At 66.1% G+C, this 18,498-nt stretch carries 17 protein-coding genes; 8 read left to right on the top strand and 9 right to left on the bottom strand.

The genetic code is table 11. From position 1 onward, the window contains the following. Window positions 1–143: 143 nt before the first annotated feature. The 7 genes from XM53_RS02210 to XM53_RS02180 form a co-directional block, all read right to left on the bottom strand. Window positions 144–890: an ABC transporter ATP-binding protein gene (locus tag XM53_RS02210; RefSeq protein WP_057789811.1), complete on the bottom strand. Its 747-nt coding sequence runs from the start codon at window positions 888–890 to the stop codon at window positions 144–146. Beyond that, on the bottom strand, window positions 887–1,672 hold the full coding sequence (locus XM53_RS02205; RefSeq protein ID WP_057789809.1) for an MlaE family ABC transporter permease: 786 nt from the start codon (window positions 1,670–1,672) through the stop codon (window positions 887–889). Before XM53_RS02205 ends, XM53_RS02210 begins: the two co-directional genes overlap by 4 nt. After that, window positions 1,669–2,709: an alanine racemase gene (gene alr, locus XM53_RS02200; protein ID WP_057789807.1), complete on the bottom strand. Its 1,041-nt coding sequence runs from the start codon at window positions 2,707–2,709 to the stop codon at window positions 1,669–1,671. Before alr ends, XM53_RS02205 begins: the two co-directional genes overlap by 4 nt. A 64-nt stretch (window positions 2,710–2,773) precedes the next feature. Continuing rightward, on the bottom strand, window positions 2,774–4,276 hold the full coding sequence (locus tag XM53_RS02195; RefSeq protein WP_057789805.1) for a replicative DNA helicase: 1,503 nt from the start codon (window positions 4,274–4,276) through the stop codon (window positions 2,774–2,776). A gap of 292 nt (window positions 4,277–4,568) precedes the next feature. Beyond that, complete coding sequence (locus XM53_RS02190) at window positions 4,569–5,243, bottom strand: orotate phosphoribosyltransferase (protein ID WP_057789804.1); 675 nt, start codon at window positions 5,241–5,243, stop codon at window positions 4,569–4,571. A 64-nt stretch (window positions 5,244–5,307) separates the two neighbouring features. Next, window positions 5,308–6,345, bottom strand: a complete 1,038-nt coding sequence (gene pyrC, locus XM53_RS02185) for a dihydroorotase (protein WP_057789802.1) — start codon at window positions 6,343–6,345, stop codon at window positions 5,308–5,310. Window positions 6,346–6,399: 54 nt separating this feature from the next. Then, window positions 6,400–7,365: a hypothetical protein gene (locus tag XM53_RS02180; RefSeq protein WP_057789800.1), complete on the bottom strand. Its 966-nt coding sequence runs from the start codon at window positions 7,363–7,365 to the stop codon at window positions 6,400–6,402. A gap of 187 nt (window positions 7,366–7,552) precedes the next feature. On the opposite strand from XM53_RS02180, the gene XM53_RS02175 reads away from it, so the two are divergent. The 5 genes from XM53_RS02175 (at window position 7,553) to XM53_RS02155 (ending at window position 14,113) form a co-directional block, all read left to right on the top strand. Continuing rightward, window positions 7,553–8,461: an AAA family ATPase gene (locus tag XM53_RS02175; protein WP_057789798.1), complete on the top strand. Its 909-nt coding sequence runs from the start codon at window positions 7,553–7,555 to the stop codon at window positions 8,459–8,461. 91 nt (window positions 8,462–8,552) lie between these two features. Next, on the top strand, window positions 8,553–9,806 hold the full coding sequence (locus tag XM53_RS02170; protein WP_057789796.1) for a vWA domain-containing protein: 1,254 nt from the start codon (window positions 8,553–8,555) through the stop codon (window positions 9,804–9,806). Between the two features lie 125 nt (window positions 9,807–9,931). Then, window positions 9,932–11,992: an OmpA family protein gene (locus tag XM53_RS02165; protein WP_057789794.1), complete on the top strand. Its 2,061-nt coding sequence runs from the start codon at window positions 9,932–9,934 to the stop codon at window positions 11,990–11,992. Between the two features lie 160 nt (window positions 11,993–12,152). Beyond that, on the top strand, window positions 12,153–13,121 hold the full coding sequence (locus tag XM53_RS02160; protein ID WP_057790309.1) for an XdhC family protein: 969 nt from the start codon (window positions 12,153–12,155) through the stop codon (window positions 13,119–13,121). Then, on the top strand, window positions 13,118–14,113 hold the full coding sequence (locus XM53_RS02155) for a molybdopterin-binding protein (RefSeq protein WP_057789792.1): 996 nt from the start codon (window positions 13,118–13,120) through the stop codon (window positions 14,111–14,113). Before XM53_RS02160 ends, XM53_RS02155 begins: the two co-directional genes overlap by 4 nt. Window positions 14,114–14,146: 33 nt before the next feature. Here XM53_RS02155 and XM53_RS02150 read toward each other — a convergent pair whose 3' ends face one another. Both XM53_RS02150 and XM53_RS02145 read right to left on the bottom strand, forming a co-directional pair. Beyond that, window positions 14,147–14,578, bottom strand: coding sequence for an SRPBCC family protein (locus XM53_RS02150; protein ID WP_057789790.1), 432 nt, complete (start codon window positions 14,576–14,578; stop codon window positions 14,147–14,149). Further along, window positions 14,575–14,916, bottom strand: coding sequence for an ArsR/SmtB family transcription factor (locus tag XM53_RS02145; protein WP_057789788.1), 342 nt, complete (start codon window positions 14,914–14,916; stop codon window positions 14,575–14,577). Before XM53_RS02145 ends, XM53_RS02150 begins: the two co-directional genes overlap by 4 nt. A gap of 223 nt (window positions 14,917–15,139) precedes the next feature. On the opposite strand from XM53_RS02145, the gene XM53_RS02140 reads away from it, so the two are divergent. From XM53_RS02140 to XM53_RS02130, 3 genes are read left to right on the top strand one after another with little or no spacing between them, the layout of a single operon-like run. Then, window positions 15,140–15,625: a (2Fe-2S)-binding protein gene (locus tag XM53_RS02140; RefSeq protein ID WP_057789786.1), complete on the top strand. Its 486-nt coding sequence runs from the start codon at window positions 15,140–15,142 to the stop codon at window positions 15,623–15,625. 6 nt (window positions 15,626–15,631) lie between these two features. Further along, window positions 15,632–16,081: a VOC family protein gene (locus XM53_RS02135; protein ID WP_057789784.1), complete on the top strand. Its 450-nt coding sequence runs from the start codon at window positions 15,632–15,634 to the stop codon at window positions 16,079–16,081. A 47-nt stretch (window positions 16,082–16,128) separates the two neighbouring features. After that, window positions 16,129–18,492, top strand: coding sequence for a xanthine dehydrogenase family protein molybdopterin-binding subunit (locus tag XM53_RS02130; protein ID WP_057789782.1), 2,364 nt, complete (start codon window positions 16,129–16,131; stop codon window positions 18,490–18,492). The last annotated feature ends 6 nt before the right edge of the window (window positions 18,493–18,498 follow it).

The raw sequence follows: 18,498 nt of genomic DNA, 5'->3' as shown, positions 1-18,498 counted from the left end.
GCCTTGGGTGGGTATGACCCAGAGGTAAGGGGTGCGAGAGGCCGGGGCAAGCGCAGGGGGAAACAGAGCCTCGGGGTGCGATGCGGGGCAAAAGTCTTGAGAAGACTTTTGCCAAAACCTTTGAGAAAGGTTTTGGCGGACGGTCAGCGGACGGATTCGATCGGCCCCTCGGCGGAGCCGGTGATGAACTGTTCAAGATAAGGATCGCCGGAATTGTCCATGTTGGCCACCGGGCCGGTCCAGCGGATCTTGCCGCCGTGGAGCATGGCGACATTGTCGGCGATGGCGCGCACGGATGTCATGTCGTGGGTGATGGTCATGGCGGTGGCGCCCATTTCCACGACGATCTCGCGGATGAGCTCGTTGATGACGCCTGACATGATCGGGTCGAGGCCGGTGGTGGGCTCGTCGAAGAAAATGATCTCGGGCTCGGCGCAGATGGCGCGGGCCAGCCCGACGCGTTTCTGCATCCCGCCCGACAGCTCTGCGGGGAATTTGTCGGCCTGTTCGGGGGTGAGGCCGACGCGGCGCAGTTTCTCGATGGCGATCTCGCGAGCTTCCGCCCAGGGGCGCTTGAGCGAGCCGCGCAAAAGGCGGAAAGCGACGTTCTGCCAGACGGGGAGCGAGTCGAAGAGCGCGCCGCCCTGGAAGAGCATCCCGAAGCGGGCAAGGAAGGCGTCGCGGTCGCCCTTGGTGACGTCCTGGCCGTCGAGGGTGATCAGGCCGCTGTCATGCTGGATGAGGCCGAGGATGCATTTCAGGATCACGGATTTGCCGGTGCCGGAGCCGCCAATGATGACCATCGACGTGCCCTTGGGAATCGACAGGTTCACGCCGCGGAGGACGTGGTTGTCGCCGAAGGCTTTGTGGACATCCGAAAGCTCGATCATACCGAGAAGAACACCCCCGTCAGCAGGAAGTTGGCGGCGAGGATCAGGATGGCGGCGGCCTGGACCGAGCCTTTGGTGGCGCGACCCACGCCCTGCGCCCCGCGGCCCGAATTCATGCCGTAATAGCAGCCCATGACGGCGGCGATGACGCCGAAGACCGCGCCCTTTACGAGACTTGAGATGATGTCGCGCGGTTCGAGAAAATCGACTGTGTTCTGGATATAGGTGGCGGCGTTGAAGCCGAGGTTCTGCACGCCCACGGTATAGCCGCCCAGGATGCCGATGATGTCGCCCACGCCCACCAAGAGCGGCACGGTGATGAGCGCGGCCAGCACGCGGGGGGCGACGAGGTATTTCATCGGGTGGGTCGAGAGTGTGACGAGCGCGTCGATCTGCTCGGTCACTTTCATGGTGGCGATCTCGGCGGCAATCGAGGAGGTGACGCGGGCGGCGATCATCAGGCCGACGAGGACGGGGCCAAGCTCGCGCACCATGCCGATGGCGACGATCTGCGGCACCACGGCTTCGGCATTGAAACGCGCGCCGCCGGAGTAGATCTGCAAGGCCAGCGCGCCGCCGGTGAAGATGGCGGTGAGGCCCACCACGGGCAGCGAGAGCCAGCCCACCTGCATCAGCGCGTTGAAAACCTCGCGCGGGTAGAAGGGCGGGCGCAGGATGTGGCTGAAGGTCGAGAGGGCGAAGAGCGTGATGCGGCCCAGCATGGCGAGGGCGGCCAGCGTGTTGCGCCCAAGTGCGGCGAGGGGCGACAGAACCAAGGTCATCCGCCGATATATAGCCGGTCGTAGCGCGCGCCCATGGCGGTCAGGATCTCATACCCGATGGTGCCGGCATTGTCGGCGAGGTCGTCGATGGTTTGCTCCGCGCCAAGGATGCGCAGCCACTTGGGATCGTATCCCAGGTCGGTGATGTCGACCGAGATCGAATCCATCGAGATGCGGCCCGCCACGGGGCAAGGCGTGTCCTCGGCGTAAAGCACGGTCTTGGGGCCCATGATGCGGTGGATGCCGTCGCCATAGCCCGAAGAGACGGTGGCGATACGTGTCTCGCGCGTGGCGGTGAATGTGTTGCCGTAGCCGACGGTTTCGCCCGGGTCGAGGTGGCGGGTCTGGATCACGGGCAGATCGAGCGTGACGACCGGCTGCGCGCCCGAAAAGGGCAGGCCGCCGTAGAGGCCGATGCCGGGACGGCACATGTCGAAGTGATAGTCCGCGCCCAGCAGCATACCACCCGTCTGGGCGAAACAGCGTGGCACGCCGGTGCCGTCGGTCATGTCGCGGAATGCGGCGAGCTGTTGCGCGTTCATCGGGTGGTCGGGCTCGTCGGCGCAGGCGAGATGCGAGATCAGCAGCACGGGGTTCGCGGCCAGGACCGTGTCGCGCACGGCGGCCCATTCGGCGGGCTCCATCCCCAGCCGGTTCATGCCGCTGTCAAGCTGGATGCCGAAGGGGTGGCCGGGCAGAGCCTCGAGGTGGCGGATCAGCTGATCGGTCGAGTTCAGCATGGGCGTGAGGTTCAGGTCCGAGATCATGTCGGTATCGCCCGCCATGTGACCCGAAAAGACGTGGATTTCGGGCTTGGGCCCGACCGATTGGCGTAGGGCAACGCCCTCTTTCGGGACGGCGACGAAAAAGGTCCGCACGCCGGCGCGGGCCAGGGCGCGGGCGACGCGGTCCATCCCCAGACCATAGGCGTCGGCCTTGACCACGGCGGCGGTTTCCACGTTCGTCATCGCGTCGAGCGCGCGCCAGTTGGCCACCAGGGCGTCAAGGTCGATTGTCAGCTTGCCGGTACTACTCATGGGCCGTGGTTTTGACCGGATGCGCCGAGGGGTCAAGCCCAAAGGCGGGCAGGAGGGCAGCGCCCTAGAATTCGCCGCCGTCCTGTTGCCATGGTTTGACGAGGTTGCCGAAGCGGGTGAACTGGCCTTCGAAGGAAAGCTCGACCGTGCCGATGGGGCCGTGACGCTGTTTGCCGATGATAACCTCGGCGCGGCCGTGCAGGCGTTCCATGCGTTCCTGCCAGGCGGCGATCTCTTCCAGCTTGTCGTCGGAGGGTTTTTCGCGCTCGGCGTAGTATTCCTCGCGGAAGACGAACATCACCACGTCGGCGTCCTGTTCGATCGAGCCGGATTCGCGCAGGTCGGAAAGTTGCGGGCGCTTGTCCTCGCGGGATTCGACCTGGCGCGAAAGCTGCGAGAGGGCGATGACGGGGATGTCGAGCTCCTTGGCGATGGCCTTGAGACCTTGGGTGATCTCGGAGACCTCGTTGACGCGGCTGTCCTTTGCGGAGGCGGGGCGCACGAGCTGAAGGTAGTCGACGATCAACACGTCTAGCCCGTGCGTCCGCTTCAGCCGACGGGCGCGCGCAGCCAGCTGGGAGATGGGCAGAGCGGGCGTGTCGTCGATGTAAAGGGGGCAGGATTCGAGGGTCTTGGCGGCTTCGACGAAGCGGCGGAACTCGGTCTCGGTCATGTCGCCGCGGCGGATCTGCTCGGAGGGCACCTCGGCGGCTTCGGAGAGGACGCGGGCGGCCAGCTGTTCGGCGCTCATTTCCAGCGAATAGAAGCCGACGACGCCACCCTCGACCGCTCCTTCGGACCCGTCGGGGAGCGTGCCGCGGTTGTAGGCCTTGGCGATGTTGAACGCGATGTTGGTCGCAAGCGACGTTTTGCCCATCGAGGGCCGGCCGGCGAGGATCAGAAGGTCGGACTTGTGCAGTCCGCCCAGTTTCTTGTCCATGTCGATGAGGCCGGTGGAGATGCCGGCGAGGCCGCCGTCGCGCTGATAGGCGGCGTTGGCTACGTTAACAGCGTCGGTTACGGCCCTGAGAAAGCTTTGAAATCCGGTCTCGGACTGGCCCTGTTCGGACAGTTTGTAGAGCTTCTGTTCGGCCTCGACGATTTGGTCGCGCGGCTCCATGTCGACCTCGGCGCGCTGGGCCTTGCCGGCGATGTCGTGACCCAGCCCGATCAGCTCGCGGCGGATCGCCATGTCATAGATCATCTGGGCGTAGTCGCGCGCCGCAAAAGCAGAGATCGCGGCGCCAGCGAGACGGGCGAGATAGGCGGGACCGCCAAGTTCCTTGAGGCCCTCGTCATCTTCGAGAAAGGTCTTGAGCGTCACCGGCGAGGCGAGGTTGCCCTTGGCGATGCGGGCGGCGGCGGTCTCGTAGATGCGGGCGTGGACGGGGTCGTAGAAATGCTGCGGGCCGATCAGGTTGGCGACGCGGTCGTAAATGTCGTTGTTGGTCAGGATCGCGCCCAGAAGCTGTTGTTCGGCCTCGGTGGAATGCGGCAGGGCTTCCGGTGCCTGAGCATCCTGTGCGACCGGTGTGCCGGACGCGTTAAAGGTCGCAACTTCACTCATCATTATCCCCCGTACTGCTCTGATCCCGGGTTGCGGTGCGGTGTCCCCTCGCGTGCCTGTCCCGGTAGGCTGGTCTCTTAGCGAGCGGGCCTGCGCGGTGGCAACTGGTATGTTTATGTGGATACGCTGTGGATATCCCGACCCTACAACATATTGCCTGCTGTTATGTCGTTTCGTCAAGATTTCGTGCGGCTTGCCCGGCGCGCCTGTCCTTACGTTGCGCCATCACAACGATAAAAATAATTCGCCAACAGGCTTGCCATACGACGGTATGCAGCGACTCAGGCGCAGATCAACTGCGGGCGGCCTGCCAGGCGCGGGGATCGTCGAGGAACGATTCGACACCGTCGAGCGTGGCGGCGTCGAAGCTGCCTTGCGCGCGCGCCTCGGCCAGCACGTCGCGCCAGGTGCAGAGGTAATGCAGCGCGACGCCATGATCGCCCAGCGTCTTTTCGGTTTCGGGGAAGATGCCGTAATAGAAGATGACGGCGGTATGTCCGCAGGTGGCGCCGGTGTCGCGGATAGCGTCGACGAAGCTGAGCTTGGAGCCGCCATCGGTGGTCAAGTCCTCGACCAGCAGAACCCGGTCGCCCTCGGACATGGCGCCTTCGATCCGGGCGTTGCGGCCATAGCCCTTGGGTTTCTTGCGCACGTATGTCATGGGCAGGGCCATGCGTTCGGCCACCAGCGCGGCGAAGGGGATGCCCGCGGTTTCGCCCCCGGCGATGTTGGTGAACGCCTCGAAGCCCGCGTTGCGCATGACGGTGACGGTCAGGAAGTCCATCAGGGTGGACCGGATGCGCGGGAAGGAGATGAGCTTGCGGCAGTCGATATAAGTGGGGCTTGGCAGGCCCGAGGCCAGCGTGAAGGGCTTGTCCGCGTTGAAATGCACGGCCTCGATTTCCAGCAGCATCCGGGCGGTGAGGCGGGCGATTTCATCTTGGCTGGGGTAGGTCGAAGGGATCATGTGGTTGGTCCTTGATGGTAGGCGCCGGAGCCTCCGGCGGGGATATTTTTGGCCAGAGGAAGACTCAGGTTACGTGCCAGTGCAGCGGCATTTGGGGATCGAACAGGGTAACGGGGCCGTCGCCGGTGTCGATTTTCGGCGGGTAGGCGACGGGGTCGCCCTTGGTCAGCGTGATCGTGTCGGTGCTGACGGGCAGGCCGTAGAACGCGGGACCGTTTTCGGAGGCGAAGCCGGCGAGGCGGTCGAGGGCGTTTTCCTGTTCAAACACCTCGGCCAGGATCGACAGCGTGTTGGTGGCGGTGAAGCAGCCCGCGCAGCCGCAGGCCGATTCCTTGTTCGGGTCGGTGTGGGGCGCGCTGTCGGTGCCGAGGAAGAAGCGGGCGTCGCCCGAGGTGGCCGCATGACGGAGGGCGAGGCGGTGTTCCTCGCGTTTGGCGACGGGCAGGCAGTAGTAATGCGGTTTGATGCCGCCGACGAGGATGTGGTTGCGGTTGATGACCAGATGATGCGTTGTGATGGTGGCGCCAAGATTTTCGGGGTTCGATGTGACGTAGTCGACGCCTTGCTGCGTGGTGATGTGTTCCATCACGACACGCAGGCCCGGCGTGGCGCGGCGGAGCGGGTCGAGCACGCGGTCGATGAACACCGCCTCGCGGTCGAAGATGTCGATCTCTGTGTCGGTCACCTCGCCGTGCACGCAAAGCGGCATCCCGATTTCGGCCATCTTTTCAAGGACCGGGCGGACACGGTCGAAATCGCGCACGCCGGAGGCGGAGTTTGTGGTGGCCCCCGCCGGATAGAGCTTGACCGCCGTGACAAGGCCCGATGCGTGGGCGGCGGCCACATCCGCGGGGTCGGTCTCCTCGGTGAGGTAGAGGGTCATCAGCGGGGTGAAATCCATGCCGTCGGGCAGCACGGTCATGATCCGGTCGCGATAGGCGGCGGCGTCGGCCCCGGTGACCACGGGCGGCACGAGGTTGGGCATGACGATGGCGCGGCCGAAATGGCGGGCGGTTTCGGGCAGGACCGCGCGCAGCACCGCGCCGTCGCGCAGGTGAAGGTGCCAGTCGTCGGGGCGGGGGATGGTCAGGGTCCGGCTCATGGCCAGAGGGCTTACATCAGCGCGCGCGCCTGCGCCAGTGGATCGGTCGTCGGATCAGTCGTTTTCGCGCGGCGGCATCGGCACGCCCAGTTCCTCGGCCTTGTCATAGGCGGCGCGAAGGGCGCGGCGAAAGCGCGGACCGGGCGTGTCGCGCAGCACGCGGTGCGCAAGGCGGGCGGTCAGGTAAAGCCGGCCGTCGTCTTCGAGCCTGGTGACAAGCGCCCTGAGATACGGCACGTCGCTGCGCCGCGCGCGATAGAGCCGGGCGAGGTTTTCGGTGTCGAGCTTGCCGGCGCTGAGCTGGGCGATGATCCGCAAGAGGATGTTCATGCGCATCAGGCCACGGTCCATTCGCGGCCCCATAAAGCGCATCCGGTAGCGTATCACGTTGGCGCGGGCGAAGAGCGCGGCGTGCATCGCGTCTTCCTCAATCTCGGGATCGTAGAGGATGATGGCACGATCGGCGGCATCCAGCATGTCGGGCGCGTAGCCGTAGCGAGAGATGAAATCGAGCCGGCGGTGGCGGCGGAACCGGTCGTCCCACTCGGCCATGCGCGGGTCGAGCGTGGCCTGGGGTTGAACCGCCAGAACCCGTGCGCCGGGCGCAGCCACGGAAAAGGCGGCGGCGGCATAGCCCGCGGGGCCGGCGCCATAGAACACCACCTGCTCGAACTCCTCGAAGAAGCCGTCATCGATCAGCCGGTCGAAATAGCCGAAGACACGGCCCTCGCGGAACCAGCTGTCGGTCCGGCTGGCCAGGCAGAGATGCGACCAGCCCAGGGCGCGGCCCAGTTGCCAGCCCAGCGGTTGGGCCTCGGGCGACATCACGCGCAGGGACGGAAAGGCCTCGAAGGTGACAAGAAGGATCGACTTGTGTTCGAGGAAGATGGCGGCATGGTCGTCTCCCAGGCGCTCGACATAGCCGTCGGCATCGGCGGCGTCGTCCAGCCTGTCCAGCCAGTCTTCCCAGTCCAGCCCGGACAGGGATGTATCCAGCGCCCTGGGATAATCTGCGCTCATGCTCGGACCTCGAAGCTCGGGTTTGCCCCGCTTGGCACGGGTGATTGACGTGAAAGCTAGGCCGCAAAAAGGGCAGAAATTTGGAAAATTGAAGGGGTTTCTGGGGGGCGGCGGGATGCCGCGCAGGCGGGCCGCGCCTTGACGGGAGCGTGAAGCCGTGCAGTTCTGCCGGGGTAAGGGAGGGCGCATGAGCAATCTGACATCCATCGACGACGTCGAGGCAATGCTGGCCGGGCAGGAGTACGTCTGTGGGCGCAGCCTTGCGACGGTTGTGTTCCTGGGGCTGAAACTGGGCCGGCCGCTGTTTCTGGAAGGCGAGGCGGGCGTCGGCAAGACCGAGATCGCCAAGGCGCTGGCGGCAGGGCTGGGGCGTAGGCTGATCCGGTTGCAGTGCTACGAGGGGCTGGACGCGTCGAGCGCCGTCTACGAGTGGAACTTTGCCGAACAGATGATCGCCATCCGCGCCGCCGAGGCCAGTGGCGGCGTGGACCGCGCGCGGCTGACAGACGAGCTCTTCACCGAGGATTTCCTGATCGAGCGCCCGCTCTTGCAGGCGATGCGCCCGCAGGAAGGGGGCGCGCCGGTGCTATTGATCGACGAGCTGGACCGCACCGACGCGCCGTTCGAGGCGTTTCTGCTGGAGGCGCTGAGCGATTTCCAGGTGACGATCCCGGAACTGGGGACGATCAAGGCGCCCGAGCCGCCCATCGTGGTGCTGACCTCGAACCGCACGCGCGAGGTGCATGACGCGCTCAAGCGCCGGTGCCTTTATCACTGGGTCGATTACCCCGGCTTTGACCGCGAGATCGAGATCCTGCAGGCCCGCGCGCCCGAGGCGGCCGAGGCGCTCAGCCGCGAAGTGGTGGCGTTCGTCCAGAAGCTGCGCACCGAAGACCTGTTCAAGAAACCGGGCGTGGCCGAGACCATCGACTGGGCCAAGTGCCTGTTGGCGCTGGACGTGATCAGCCTGAGCCCCGAGGTGATCGCCGACACGCTGGGCGCGATTCTGAAATACCAGGACGACATCCAGAAATTGCAGGGGTCCGAGGCCAAGCGCCTCCTCGACGAGGCCAAGGCGGGGCTGGAGCCGGCATGATCCTTCCTCTGGCCGGAAATATCCCGGGGGTTTGGGGGCTGGCCCCCAATTGGAGCTGTGTTTGGGGGCTGGCCCCCAATGCCAAGAGCTAATGGAATACCCCGACCTCGACCTGCCCGAGCAACCAAAACTTGGCCACAACATCACCCATTTCGCCCGCGCCCTGCGCAAGGCCGGGGTGCCGGTGGGGCCGGGGCGGGTGATCGACGCCATTCGCGCGGTCGAGGCGGTGGGGTTCACCTCGCGGTCGGATTTCTTCTACACGCTGCGCGCCTGTTTCGTGTCGCGGCCTGAGCATCGCGCGGTCTTTGCCCAGGTGTTCCGCCTTTACTGGCGCGATCCGCGCTACATGGAGCACATGATGGCGATGATGCTGCCCGCCATCCGTGGCGTGCAGGAGGACCGCAGCGCGCAGGCGGCCGAGAAACGCGCGGCCGAGGCGCTCTTGGACGGGATCGAGCCGGAGGTGCCCGAGGCGGAAAGTCAGGAGGCCGACGAGGAGACGCGGATCGATATCGACGCGTCCCTGACCATGAGCCGTGACGAACGGCTGCGGACCCTGGATTTCGAGCAGATGAGCACCGCCGAGATTGCCCAGGCCAAGCGGATGCTGGCCAGGCTGCGCCTGCCGGTGAAACCCTTCGCCTCGCGCCGGGGCATGGCTGCCACGACCGGCACGCGGATCGACGCGCGAAAGACCTTGCGCGCGGCCATGCGGCAAGGGGGTGAGATGCGGCGCATCCACCTGCAAAAGCCGCGTCCGCGCTGGCCCAACCTGGTGGTGCTTTGCGATATTTCTGGCTCGATGAGCCAGTACAGCCGGATGGTTTTGCATTTTCTCCATGCCGTGGCGAACGAGAAAGGTGCGGGCTGGGCCGCCGTGCACGCCTTTACCTTCGGGACGCGGCTGACCAACATCACGCGCCACATGGCCGCCCGCGACGTCGATGCGGCGTTGGCTGCCGCCGGGGCCGAGGCGCAGGACTGGGAAGGTGGCACGCGGATCGCGGCCTGCCTGCACGCGTTCAACCGCGACTGGTCGCGGCGGGTGACCGGGCAGGGGGCCGTCGTTCTGCTGATCACCGATGGGCTGGACCGGGACGACAGCCATGACCTGGCCCGCGAGATGCAGCGGCTGCACCTGTCGTCGCGGCGCCTGATCTGGCTGAACCCGCTGTTGCGCTGGGACGGATTTGCCCCGCGCGCCACCGGGATCCGGGCCATGCTGCCCCATGTGGATGCGTTTCGCGCAGGCCACTCGATCGCCACGCTGGAAGACCTGGCCGCGGCGATCAGTGCGCCGGAGGACACCGGCGAGAAAGCGCGGCTGATGGCGCTGCTGTGACCGCCATGCGACCGGCAGAGTTTCGCCGATGCCGAATCGTGACGCGCGGAACGCTCCTAGATGTCAGGCGTTAACATGCGACACCGCATGATTTCGCGGTATCCGTATCTAGGGAGAGAAGAGATATGCGCCGACTGACGCTGACATCCACCACCGCGGCCATCGCGCTTGCGATCGGCCAGACGGCCCCGCTGCCGCTTGCGGCACAGACCGAAGAGATCCAGCCGAACGCCGAAGCCGCGGCTGGTGCTGAGAACGCCCAGGCGCAGGCCGAGGCCGAGGCGCAAGCGGCAGAGCAGGAGGCTGCCGAGGCCCGGGCCCAGGCAGAAGCCGAAGCACAGGCCGCCGAACAGCAGGCGACCGAAGCCGAAGCGCAGGCTCAGGCCGAAGCCGAAGCGGCAGAGGCCGCGGCTCAGGCGTCAGAGGCCGAGGCGCAGGCGGCCGAGGAGCAGGCCGCGCAGGCCGAGGCGCAGGCTGCCGAGGAACAAGCGGCCCAAGCGGAAGCAGAAGCGCAAGCCGCGCAGGCCGCCGAGGAGCAAGCGGCCCAAGCGGAAGCAGAAGCGCAAGCCGCGCAGGCTGCCGAGGAGCAAGCAGCCCAAGCAGAAGCTGAAGCGCAAGCTGCGCAGGCCGCCGAGGAAGAGGCTGCGCAGGCGGAAGCTGACGCTGCCGCAGCCGAGGCCCAGTCCGAGGCCGCCGAGAGCGAGGCCGAGACAACGGCGCCCGCCGATACGGCTCAGACCGCGGAAGAGGAACTGCAACAAGCGCTCGAGGCCGAACAGGCCGAACAACCGGAGGCCAACGCGAATGCGCAGGCCGACGCCGAGACGCAGGATGCGCCCGCCGCCGCCGAAACCGACCAGGCCGAGACTGCTGCGCCGTCCGATACGGCCCAGACCGAGGAAGAGCAGCTGCAACAGGCGCTCGAGGCCGAACAGGCCGAGACCGAGGCGGAAACGAGCGCTCAGCAGACCAATGAGGCCACGGACCCCGCCGCCGAGCAGCAGGCAACGGAACAGGCAACGACCGAGTTGCCTGAACCTGAGATCGACGAAGATCCTCAGGCCCAGGCTCAGGCGCAGGCCGAAGCAGCCGCGCAGGTCGAAGAGCAGGCCGCAGCGGCCGCTGCCGCCAATGAGGACGCCGAAGCGGTCGAAACCGAAGAGGTGACCCTGACCGAAGAGAACACGCGTTCGTCGGACGAAGAGTTCGAGACCGCGGTCGGCGGCAACGCGCAGAACGCCACCAACACCGAGACGGCTCCGGCGGCCGGAACCCCGCGCACCAGCGACGACCGAGACGAGAACCTGCGCGACATCCTGACCGCCGCTGCGGCCATCGGTCTTGGCGCGTATGCGATTGGCCAAGTGACCGACGACGGCGGCACCGTTGTGTCGAACACCGGCGACCGCGTCGTGGTGGAAAACGACGGCCGGTATCGCATCATCAAGGATGACGACGCCCTGCTGCGCCGTCCGGGCAGCGACGTGCGTGTGCAGACCTTCGACGACGGCTCGACTCGCAGCACGGTGACGGCGCAGGACGGATCGCAGACCATCACGATCCGCGCCGCCGATGGCCGCGTGCTGCGCCGCACTCAAGTGTACCCGAACGGGGACCAGGTTGTGCTGTTCGACGACACCCGCCAGGTCGAGGCGGTGAACGTTCAGCAGCTGGCAAACAGCCGGGCGCAGGAATACGAGTACACCAACGCGTCGGAAGACGAGCTGCGCACGGCGATCCTGGCCACGCGCGACGCGCCGGCCACCCGCCGCTATTCGCTGAACCAGGTGCGGTTCGTGGACGCTGTGCGCCACCAGGTGCCGGTGATCGCGCTGGACACCGTGAACTTCGAGACCGGCAGCGCGGTGATCCGCCCCGAGGAAGCCAAGGCGCTTTCGGTGCTGGGCAATGCGATGCGTGACGCAATCGCGGAAGACCCGCGGCAGGTGTTCCTGATCGAAGGTCACACCGACACGGTCGGCCCGGCCAGCATGAACCTGGCCCTGTCGGACCGCCGTGCGGAATCGGTGGCCCTGGCCCTGACCGAGTATTTCGACGTGCCGCCGGCAAACATGATCGTGCAGGGCTATGGCGAGGCGGACCTGAAAATCCGCCAGGCCGGCGACATCCGCGAGAACCGCCGTGCTGCGGTCCGCAACATCACCGGGCTGCTGAACGAAAGCTGACGCCTGCACCGACCGAACGGATTGGCCCCTCGCCGATTGGCGGGGGGCTTTTTCGTTCCGGGTAATGCAGGCCCAAGATTCTTCGTACGAAGAATCTTGGGAGTCGACCGCCGCCGAAATTGCGTTTGTGAAAGCGGGGCGCCCGGCCCATATTGGCGCCATGACAGACCGGTTTGACACCATTCCCGAAACCGCATTGGCCTGGTTTGAGGCCGGCAAGGGCGCGGCGCTGGCCACCGTGGTGGACACCTGGGGAAGCGCGCCGCGCCGCGTGGGCAGTCAGTTGGCGATTTCCGGCGCGGGGGAGATCGAGGGTTCGGTTTCGGGGGGCTGCGTCGAAGGTGCCGTCGTGGCCGAAGCATTGGACGCCATCGAGGACGGCACGCCCGTGATGCTGGAATACGGCGTCAGCGACGGCGACGCCTTTGCCGTGGGGCTGGCCTGCGGCGGAACGATCCGGGTCCTGGTGGAGCCGGTGGGTACAGTGATGCCGGTGGAGATCTTGAAGGACCTGGTGCTGGCGCGCGAGGCGCGGGTGCCTGTGGCCTACGTGACCGGCATGGAGGCCGAGCGCAGGCTGGTGCGCGAGGGTTATGAAGACAGGTTTCGGATGGACCGCTCGGGATTCGAGGAGGATGGGACCACCTTCGTGGCGATCCACAACCCGCCCTTGCGGATGATCATCGTGGGCGCGGTGCATATCGCTCAGGCGCTGGTGCCGATGGCTCGTGTTGCGGGGTACGATCCGTTGCTGATCGATCCGCGCGAGAGCTTTGGCAGTGACACGCGCTTTCCCGGAGAGACGATACTGCACGACTGGCCGGACGAGGCCGTGGCGGCCTATGGCCTCGATGCACGCACGGCATTGGTGCTGCTGACCCATGATCCCAAGCTGGACGATCCGGCGCTGGAGGCGGCGCTGGCATCGGATGTCTTTTACATAGGGGCGCTGGGCTCGACCCGGACCCATGCCAAGAGGGTGGCGCGGCTGGAGGAAAAGGGGTTCGGCGCCGATCAGATTGCGCGCATTCACGGGCCGGTGGGGCTGGATATCGGCGCGGCGGGGCCCTCCGAGATTGCGGTGGCGATCCTGGCGGAAGTGACCCGCGTGCTCAGGAAAGGCGGATGAAGTTCGGACCTGTTGCGTTGGCGGAGGCGGCGGGCGCGATCCTGGCGCATAGCGAGCATCTGCCGGATGGCCGGCTGCGCAAGGGGCAGGTTCTGGCGGAGGCGGATATCGCGCGGCTGCGGGCGGCGGGGTTTGCCGAGGTTGTCGTCGCCGTGCTGGAGCCGGAGGATCTGCACGAGGATGCCGCCGCCGCGCGGCTGGCCGAGACGGTGCTGGACGGTGCGCCGGGCCTGTCGCTGAGCCGGGCGTTCACGGGGCGGGTCAATCTGGTGGCCGAGGCGCCCGGCGTGGTGGCGGTGGACGCGGCCAAGGTCACGGCGGCCAACATGCTGGATCCGATGATCACGCTGGCCACCGTCGCGCCGTGGTTCCAGACCCATCCCGGCGGGATGGTTGCGACGGTCAAGATCATCTCTTACGGGGTGGCGTCCGAAGCGCTGGACCGCGCGGCGGAGGCGGCGCGCGGCGCGATCCGGCTGCACCGGCCGCGATTCGAGACCGCGAGCCTGATCGTGAGCGACACAGCCGAAGGTCCCGGACTGCGCGGGGTAGAGGCGATCCGCACGCGGCTGGCGGGCCTGGGGATGCGCCTGAAACAGACGCTGAGTTGTCCGCATGAAATACCCGCGCTGGCCCGCGCCATGGCGTCGGCAAGCGGCGAGCTGGTTCTGGTCCTGACGGGATCGGCCACGTCCGACCTGCGCGACACCGGCCCCGAGGCGCTGCGCCGGGCGGGCGGCGCGGTGGAGCGGTTCGGGATCCCGGTCGATCCGGGGAACCTGTTGTTCACGGGCCGGTTGGGAGAGCGGCCCGTGATCGGTTTGCCCAACAGCGCCCGGTCGCCGGTGTTGCACGGGGTGGACTGGGTGCTGGCGCGGATCGCCTGCGGCGCGCCGATCGGGGACGCGGATTTCGCGGCAATGGGCGTGGGCGGCCTGTTGAAGGAAATCCCGACGCGCCCGCAGCCGCGCCAGCGAAGACCCGCCGGATAGGGACGCCGGGCAGGGGCCGCCCGGCGCCTGATGTCAGCCGTCCAGTTGCGACAGCTTTTCGAGAATGCTGGTCCACCCCCAGCGATGGCCTTCGCGCTGTTCTTCGCTGACGAAGCGGACTTGCGTCAGCTGCACGCGGGTGCCGCCCGGAGCGGGGGTGAAGGTGATCGTCACCTCGCTGTCATCGCGTGACGCGTGGCTTTCCCACGTGAAGACCAGCCGGTTGGGACGGTCGATTTCCCTGTAGGTTCCGGTGTGCGGCAGATCCTTGTCGCCGTTGCGCATGATGATCTCGAACCGCCCGCCTTCGACCGCGTCCGAGGACGCGCGGGGGACGACGGTTTCGCCAGGGCAGATGAAGCGTTTCATGGTGTCGGGGTCGAGCCAGGCGTCGAACAGGCGTTCGGGCGTGGCGTCGATCACGCGTTCGACGGTGAGCGTGAGGTCTTTTTCGGTGGCAGTCATGGGTCGGTCTCCTGTGTGAGCAGATGGTCGAGCGCCTCCAGTCGGAGGGCCCAGATCGAACGCAAGTCGCGGAACCAGCGGTCGACATGGGCCAGTTCCTCGACCCGCAATTCGATCATGTGCTCGCGCCATTCGGTGCGGCGCGTGACCAGCCCCGCGCCTTCGAGCACCTTGATGTGCTTGGAGACGGAATTGAGGCTCATGTCGAAATGCGCGGCGATGTCGGTCACCCGGAGCGGGCCATGCTGCGCCAGAAGCGTCAGGATAGACCGGCGGGTGGGGTCGCCTGCGGCCTTGAAAATATCGGTCAGTCGGTGCTGTGATTCTTGTTCAACCATAAGGGTGAATAACACGGTGGGGGCAATCAATCAACCAGTTAGGTGAATGATGGAGCGAGTCTGCTACGGGCCGGGGCGATCCGCACGCGGAAACCGCGCGCCTGCAGGACGTGGGCAAGTACGACGAAGGCAGGGGGGTGGCGCGACAGAAAGTGCCTTCTCAAGTGGGGGGCGGCGTGTTTAACTCCAGTCAGCCAATTAGAAAAGCCAATGGGAGGAGCCGATGGCACAGGTCAAGATGACCGTGAACGGCAAGCCTGCGTCCGGCGAGGTGGAAGGACGTACGCTACTTGTCGATTTTATCCGTGATACGCTGGGCCTGACCGGCACGCATGTGGGCTGTGACACCAGCCAGTGCGGCGCCTGCGTGGTGCATGTGGACGGCAAGGCCGTCAAGGCGTGCTCGATGTTCGCGGCCGAGGCCGAGGGCACGGAGGTGACGACGATCGAGGGGATGGCCGCGGAGGACGGTACCATGACCCCGGTCCAGAAGGCGTTCCAGGACTTTCACGGGCTGCAATGCGGGTTCTGCACGCCGGGCATGGTGATGTCGGCGGAGGCCCTGCTGAAGGACAACCCGAGCCCGACCGAGGCGGAGGTGCGCGAGTACCTGAAGGGCAACATTTGCCGCTGCACCGGGTATCACAACATCGTCAAGGCGATCCTGGCGGCGTCGGGACAGGACGTGACAGGGATCGCGGCGGAGTAGACCCGGATGCTGACCAGCCCGCCCAAGCTGCGCACATGCCTTTGGTTTCATGACCGCGCCAGGGAGGCGGCGGAGTTCTACGTGACTCTGTTGCCCGACAGCCGGATCGATGAGGCCAGCGAGGTCGATGGTGGCGTCGTGGTGGTTGAACTGACGCTGGCGAGCGTGCCGTATCAGTTCTTGCAGGCGGGACCGCATTTCACCCTGACGCCCGCGGCGTCGATCAGTGTTCTGGCCGAAGATCAGGCGGAAACCGACCATCTGTGGGACAAGCTGAGCGACGGGGGCGAGGAAGGGATGTGCGGCTGGCTGACGGACCGGTACGGCGTCAGTTGGCAGATCGTGCCGCGCCGGTTGCTGGAATTGCAGGGCGGCCCCGATGCCGAAGCGGTGCGGGCGGCCATGTTCAAGATGAAGAAAATCGAGATTGCGGCCCTGGAAGCGGCCGCGGCCTAGACAACAGGATCGGGCCATTGCGCCCGCCAATATGGGAGGATTAACACATGCCCAAAGATGGTGGCATCGGCGCCAGTTCCAAGCGGCGCGAGGACGTACGGTTCCTGACGGGGGCCGGCAATTATACCGACGACATCAACCTGCGCGGACAGGCCTATGTGCATTTCCTGCGCTCGGACGTCGCACACGGTACGCTGAACAGCGTGGACACCAGCGCCGCCGAAGGGATGCCCGGCGTGCTCAAGGTCTTTACCGGCGCGGATTTCGCCGAGGTGGGGGGCATTCCCTGCGGCTGGCAGGTGACGGACCGGCATGGCGAGCCCATGCAGGAGCCGCCGCACCCGGTGCTGGCACAGGGCAAGGTACGGCATGTGGGCGACCCCATCGCCGCCGTGGTGGCCGAGAGCCGCGAACAGGCGCGGGACGCCGCCGAGGCGATCGAGGTGGATATCAGCGATCTGCCCGCTGTCATGGACATGAAGGAGGCGTTGAAAGAGGGCGCCACCAAGGTGCATGACGACCTGACGAGCAACCTCTGCTACGACTGGGGGTTCGTCGAGGAGAACAAGGGCGCGGTGGACGAGGCGATCAAGAACGCCGCGCATGTCACCACGCTGGAGCTGGTGAACAACCGATTGGTCCCGAACGCGATGGAGCCGCGCGTGGCCGTGGGCGATTACAGCCGTGGCACCGATGACAGCACGCTTTACACCACATCGCAGAACCCGCATGTCATTCGCCTGTTGATGGGCGCCTTCGTGCTGGGCATCCCCGAGCACAAGCTGCGGGTCGTGGCGCCCGACGTGGGCGGCGGTTTTGGGTCGAAGATCTATCACTATGCCGAGGAAGCGTTCTGCACATTTGCCGCGAAAAAGCTGAACCGGCCGGTGAAGTGGACCTGCTCGCGGTCGGAGGCGTTCATCAGTGACGCTCATGGCCGCGATCACGTGACCAAGATCGAACTGGCGCTGGACGCGGACAACAACTTTACCGCCGTTCGCACAGAGACCTATGCCAACATGGGCGCCTATCTGTCGACCTTCGCGCCCAGCATCCCCACGTGGCTGCATGGCACGCTGATGGCGGGCAATTACAAGACGCCCAATATCTATGTGAACGTGAAGGCGGTGTTTACCAACACCGTGCCGGTCGACGCCTATCGCGGGGCCGGGCGGCCCGAGGCGACGTACCAGCTGGAGCGCGTCATCGACAAGGCGGCGCGCGAACTGGGCGTGGACCCGATCGAGCTGCGGCGGCAGAACTTCATCACCGAGTTCCCCTATGCCACGCCGGTGGCGGTGGAATACGACACGGGCGATTACAACGCCACGATGGACAAGCTGCTGGAGATCATCGACAAGGACGGTTTCCAAAAACGGCTGGAAGACAGCAAGGCCAGGGGCAAGCTGCGCGGGCTTGGCATCAACTGCTACATCGAGGCCTGCGGGATCGCGCCGTCGAACCTGGTGGGGCAGCTGGGCGCACGTGCGGGCCTTTATGAATCCGCGACCGTGCGGGTGAACGCCACCGGCGGGATCACGGTGATGACCGGCAGCCACAGCCACGGGCAGGGGCACGAGACCTCGTTCGCGCAGGTGGTGGCCGACATGATCGGGATCGACGAGAGCATGATCGAGATCGAGCATGGCGACACGGCCAACACGCCGATGGGCATGGGCACCTATGGCTCGCGCTCCATCGCCGTGGGCGGCAGTGCCATGGTCAAGGCCACGGAAAAGATCATCGCCAAGGCCCGCAAGATCGCGGCGCACCTGATGGAAGCGTCGGAGGCCGATATCGAGCTGAAGGACGGCCAGTTCAGCGTCGCGGGCACGGACAAGTCGGTGGCCTGGGGCGACGTGACGTTGGCGGCTTACGTGCCGCACAACTACCCGCTGGAAGAGATCGAGCCGGGCCTGGAGGAAACCGCGTTCTATGACCCGGCGAACTTTACCTACCCGTCGGGCGCTTATGCCTGCGAGGTCGAGGTTGATCCAGAGACCGGCAAGGTCACCATCGAACGCTTTGCCGCCGCCGACGATTTCGGCAATGTGATCAACCCGATGATCGTGTCGGGGCAGGTGCATGGCGGGCTGGCGCAGGGGATCGGGCAGGCGCTGTTGGAGCAAACATCCTATGATGCCGACGGCCAGCTTCTGAGTGCATCCTACATGGATTACGCCATGCCGCGGGCCGATGACGTTCCGTTCTACCAGGTCGATCATTCCTGCCAGACGCCCTGCACGCACAACCCGCTGGGGGTGAAAGGCTGTGGCGAGGCGGGGGCGATCGGCTCGCCGCCTTCGGTGGTCAATGCCGTCGTGGATGCGCTGCAACGCGCGGGCCATGACGTGACGCATATCGACATGCCGCTGACGCCGTCGCGCGTCTGGGCCGCGATGCAAGGGTAAGGAGAA

It is taken from the genome of Roseovarius atlanticus (assembly GCF_001441615.1).
GTDB classification, from domain to species: Bacteria; Pseudomonadota; Alphaproteobacteria; order Rhodobacterales; family Rhodobacteraceae; genus Roseovarius; species Roseovarius atlanticus.
Note: the sequence above shows the minus strand (reverse complement) of the source record. Positions and strands in the feature narration are given on the sequence as shown.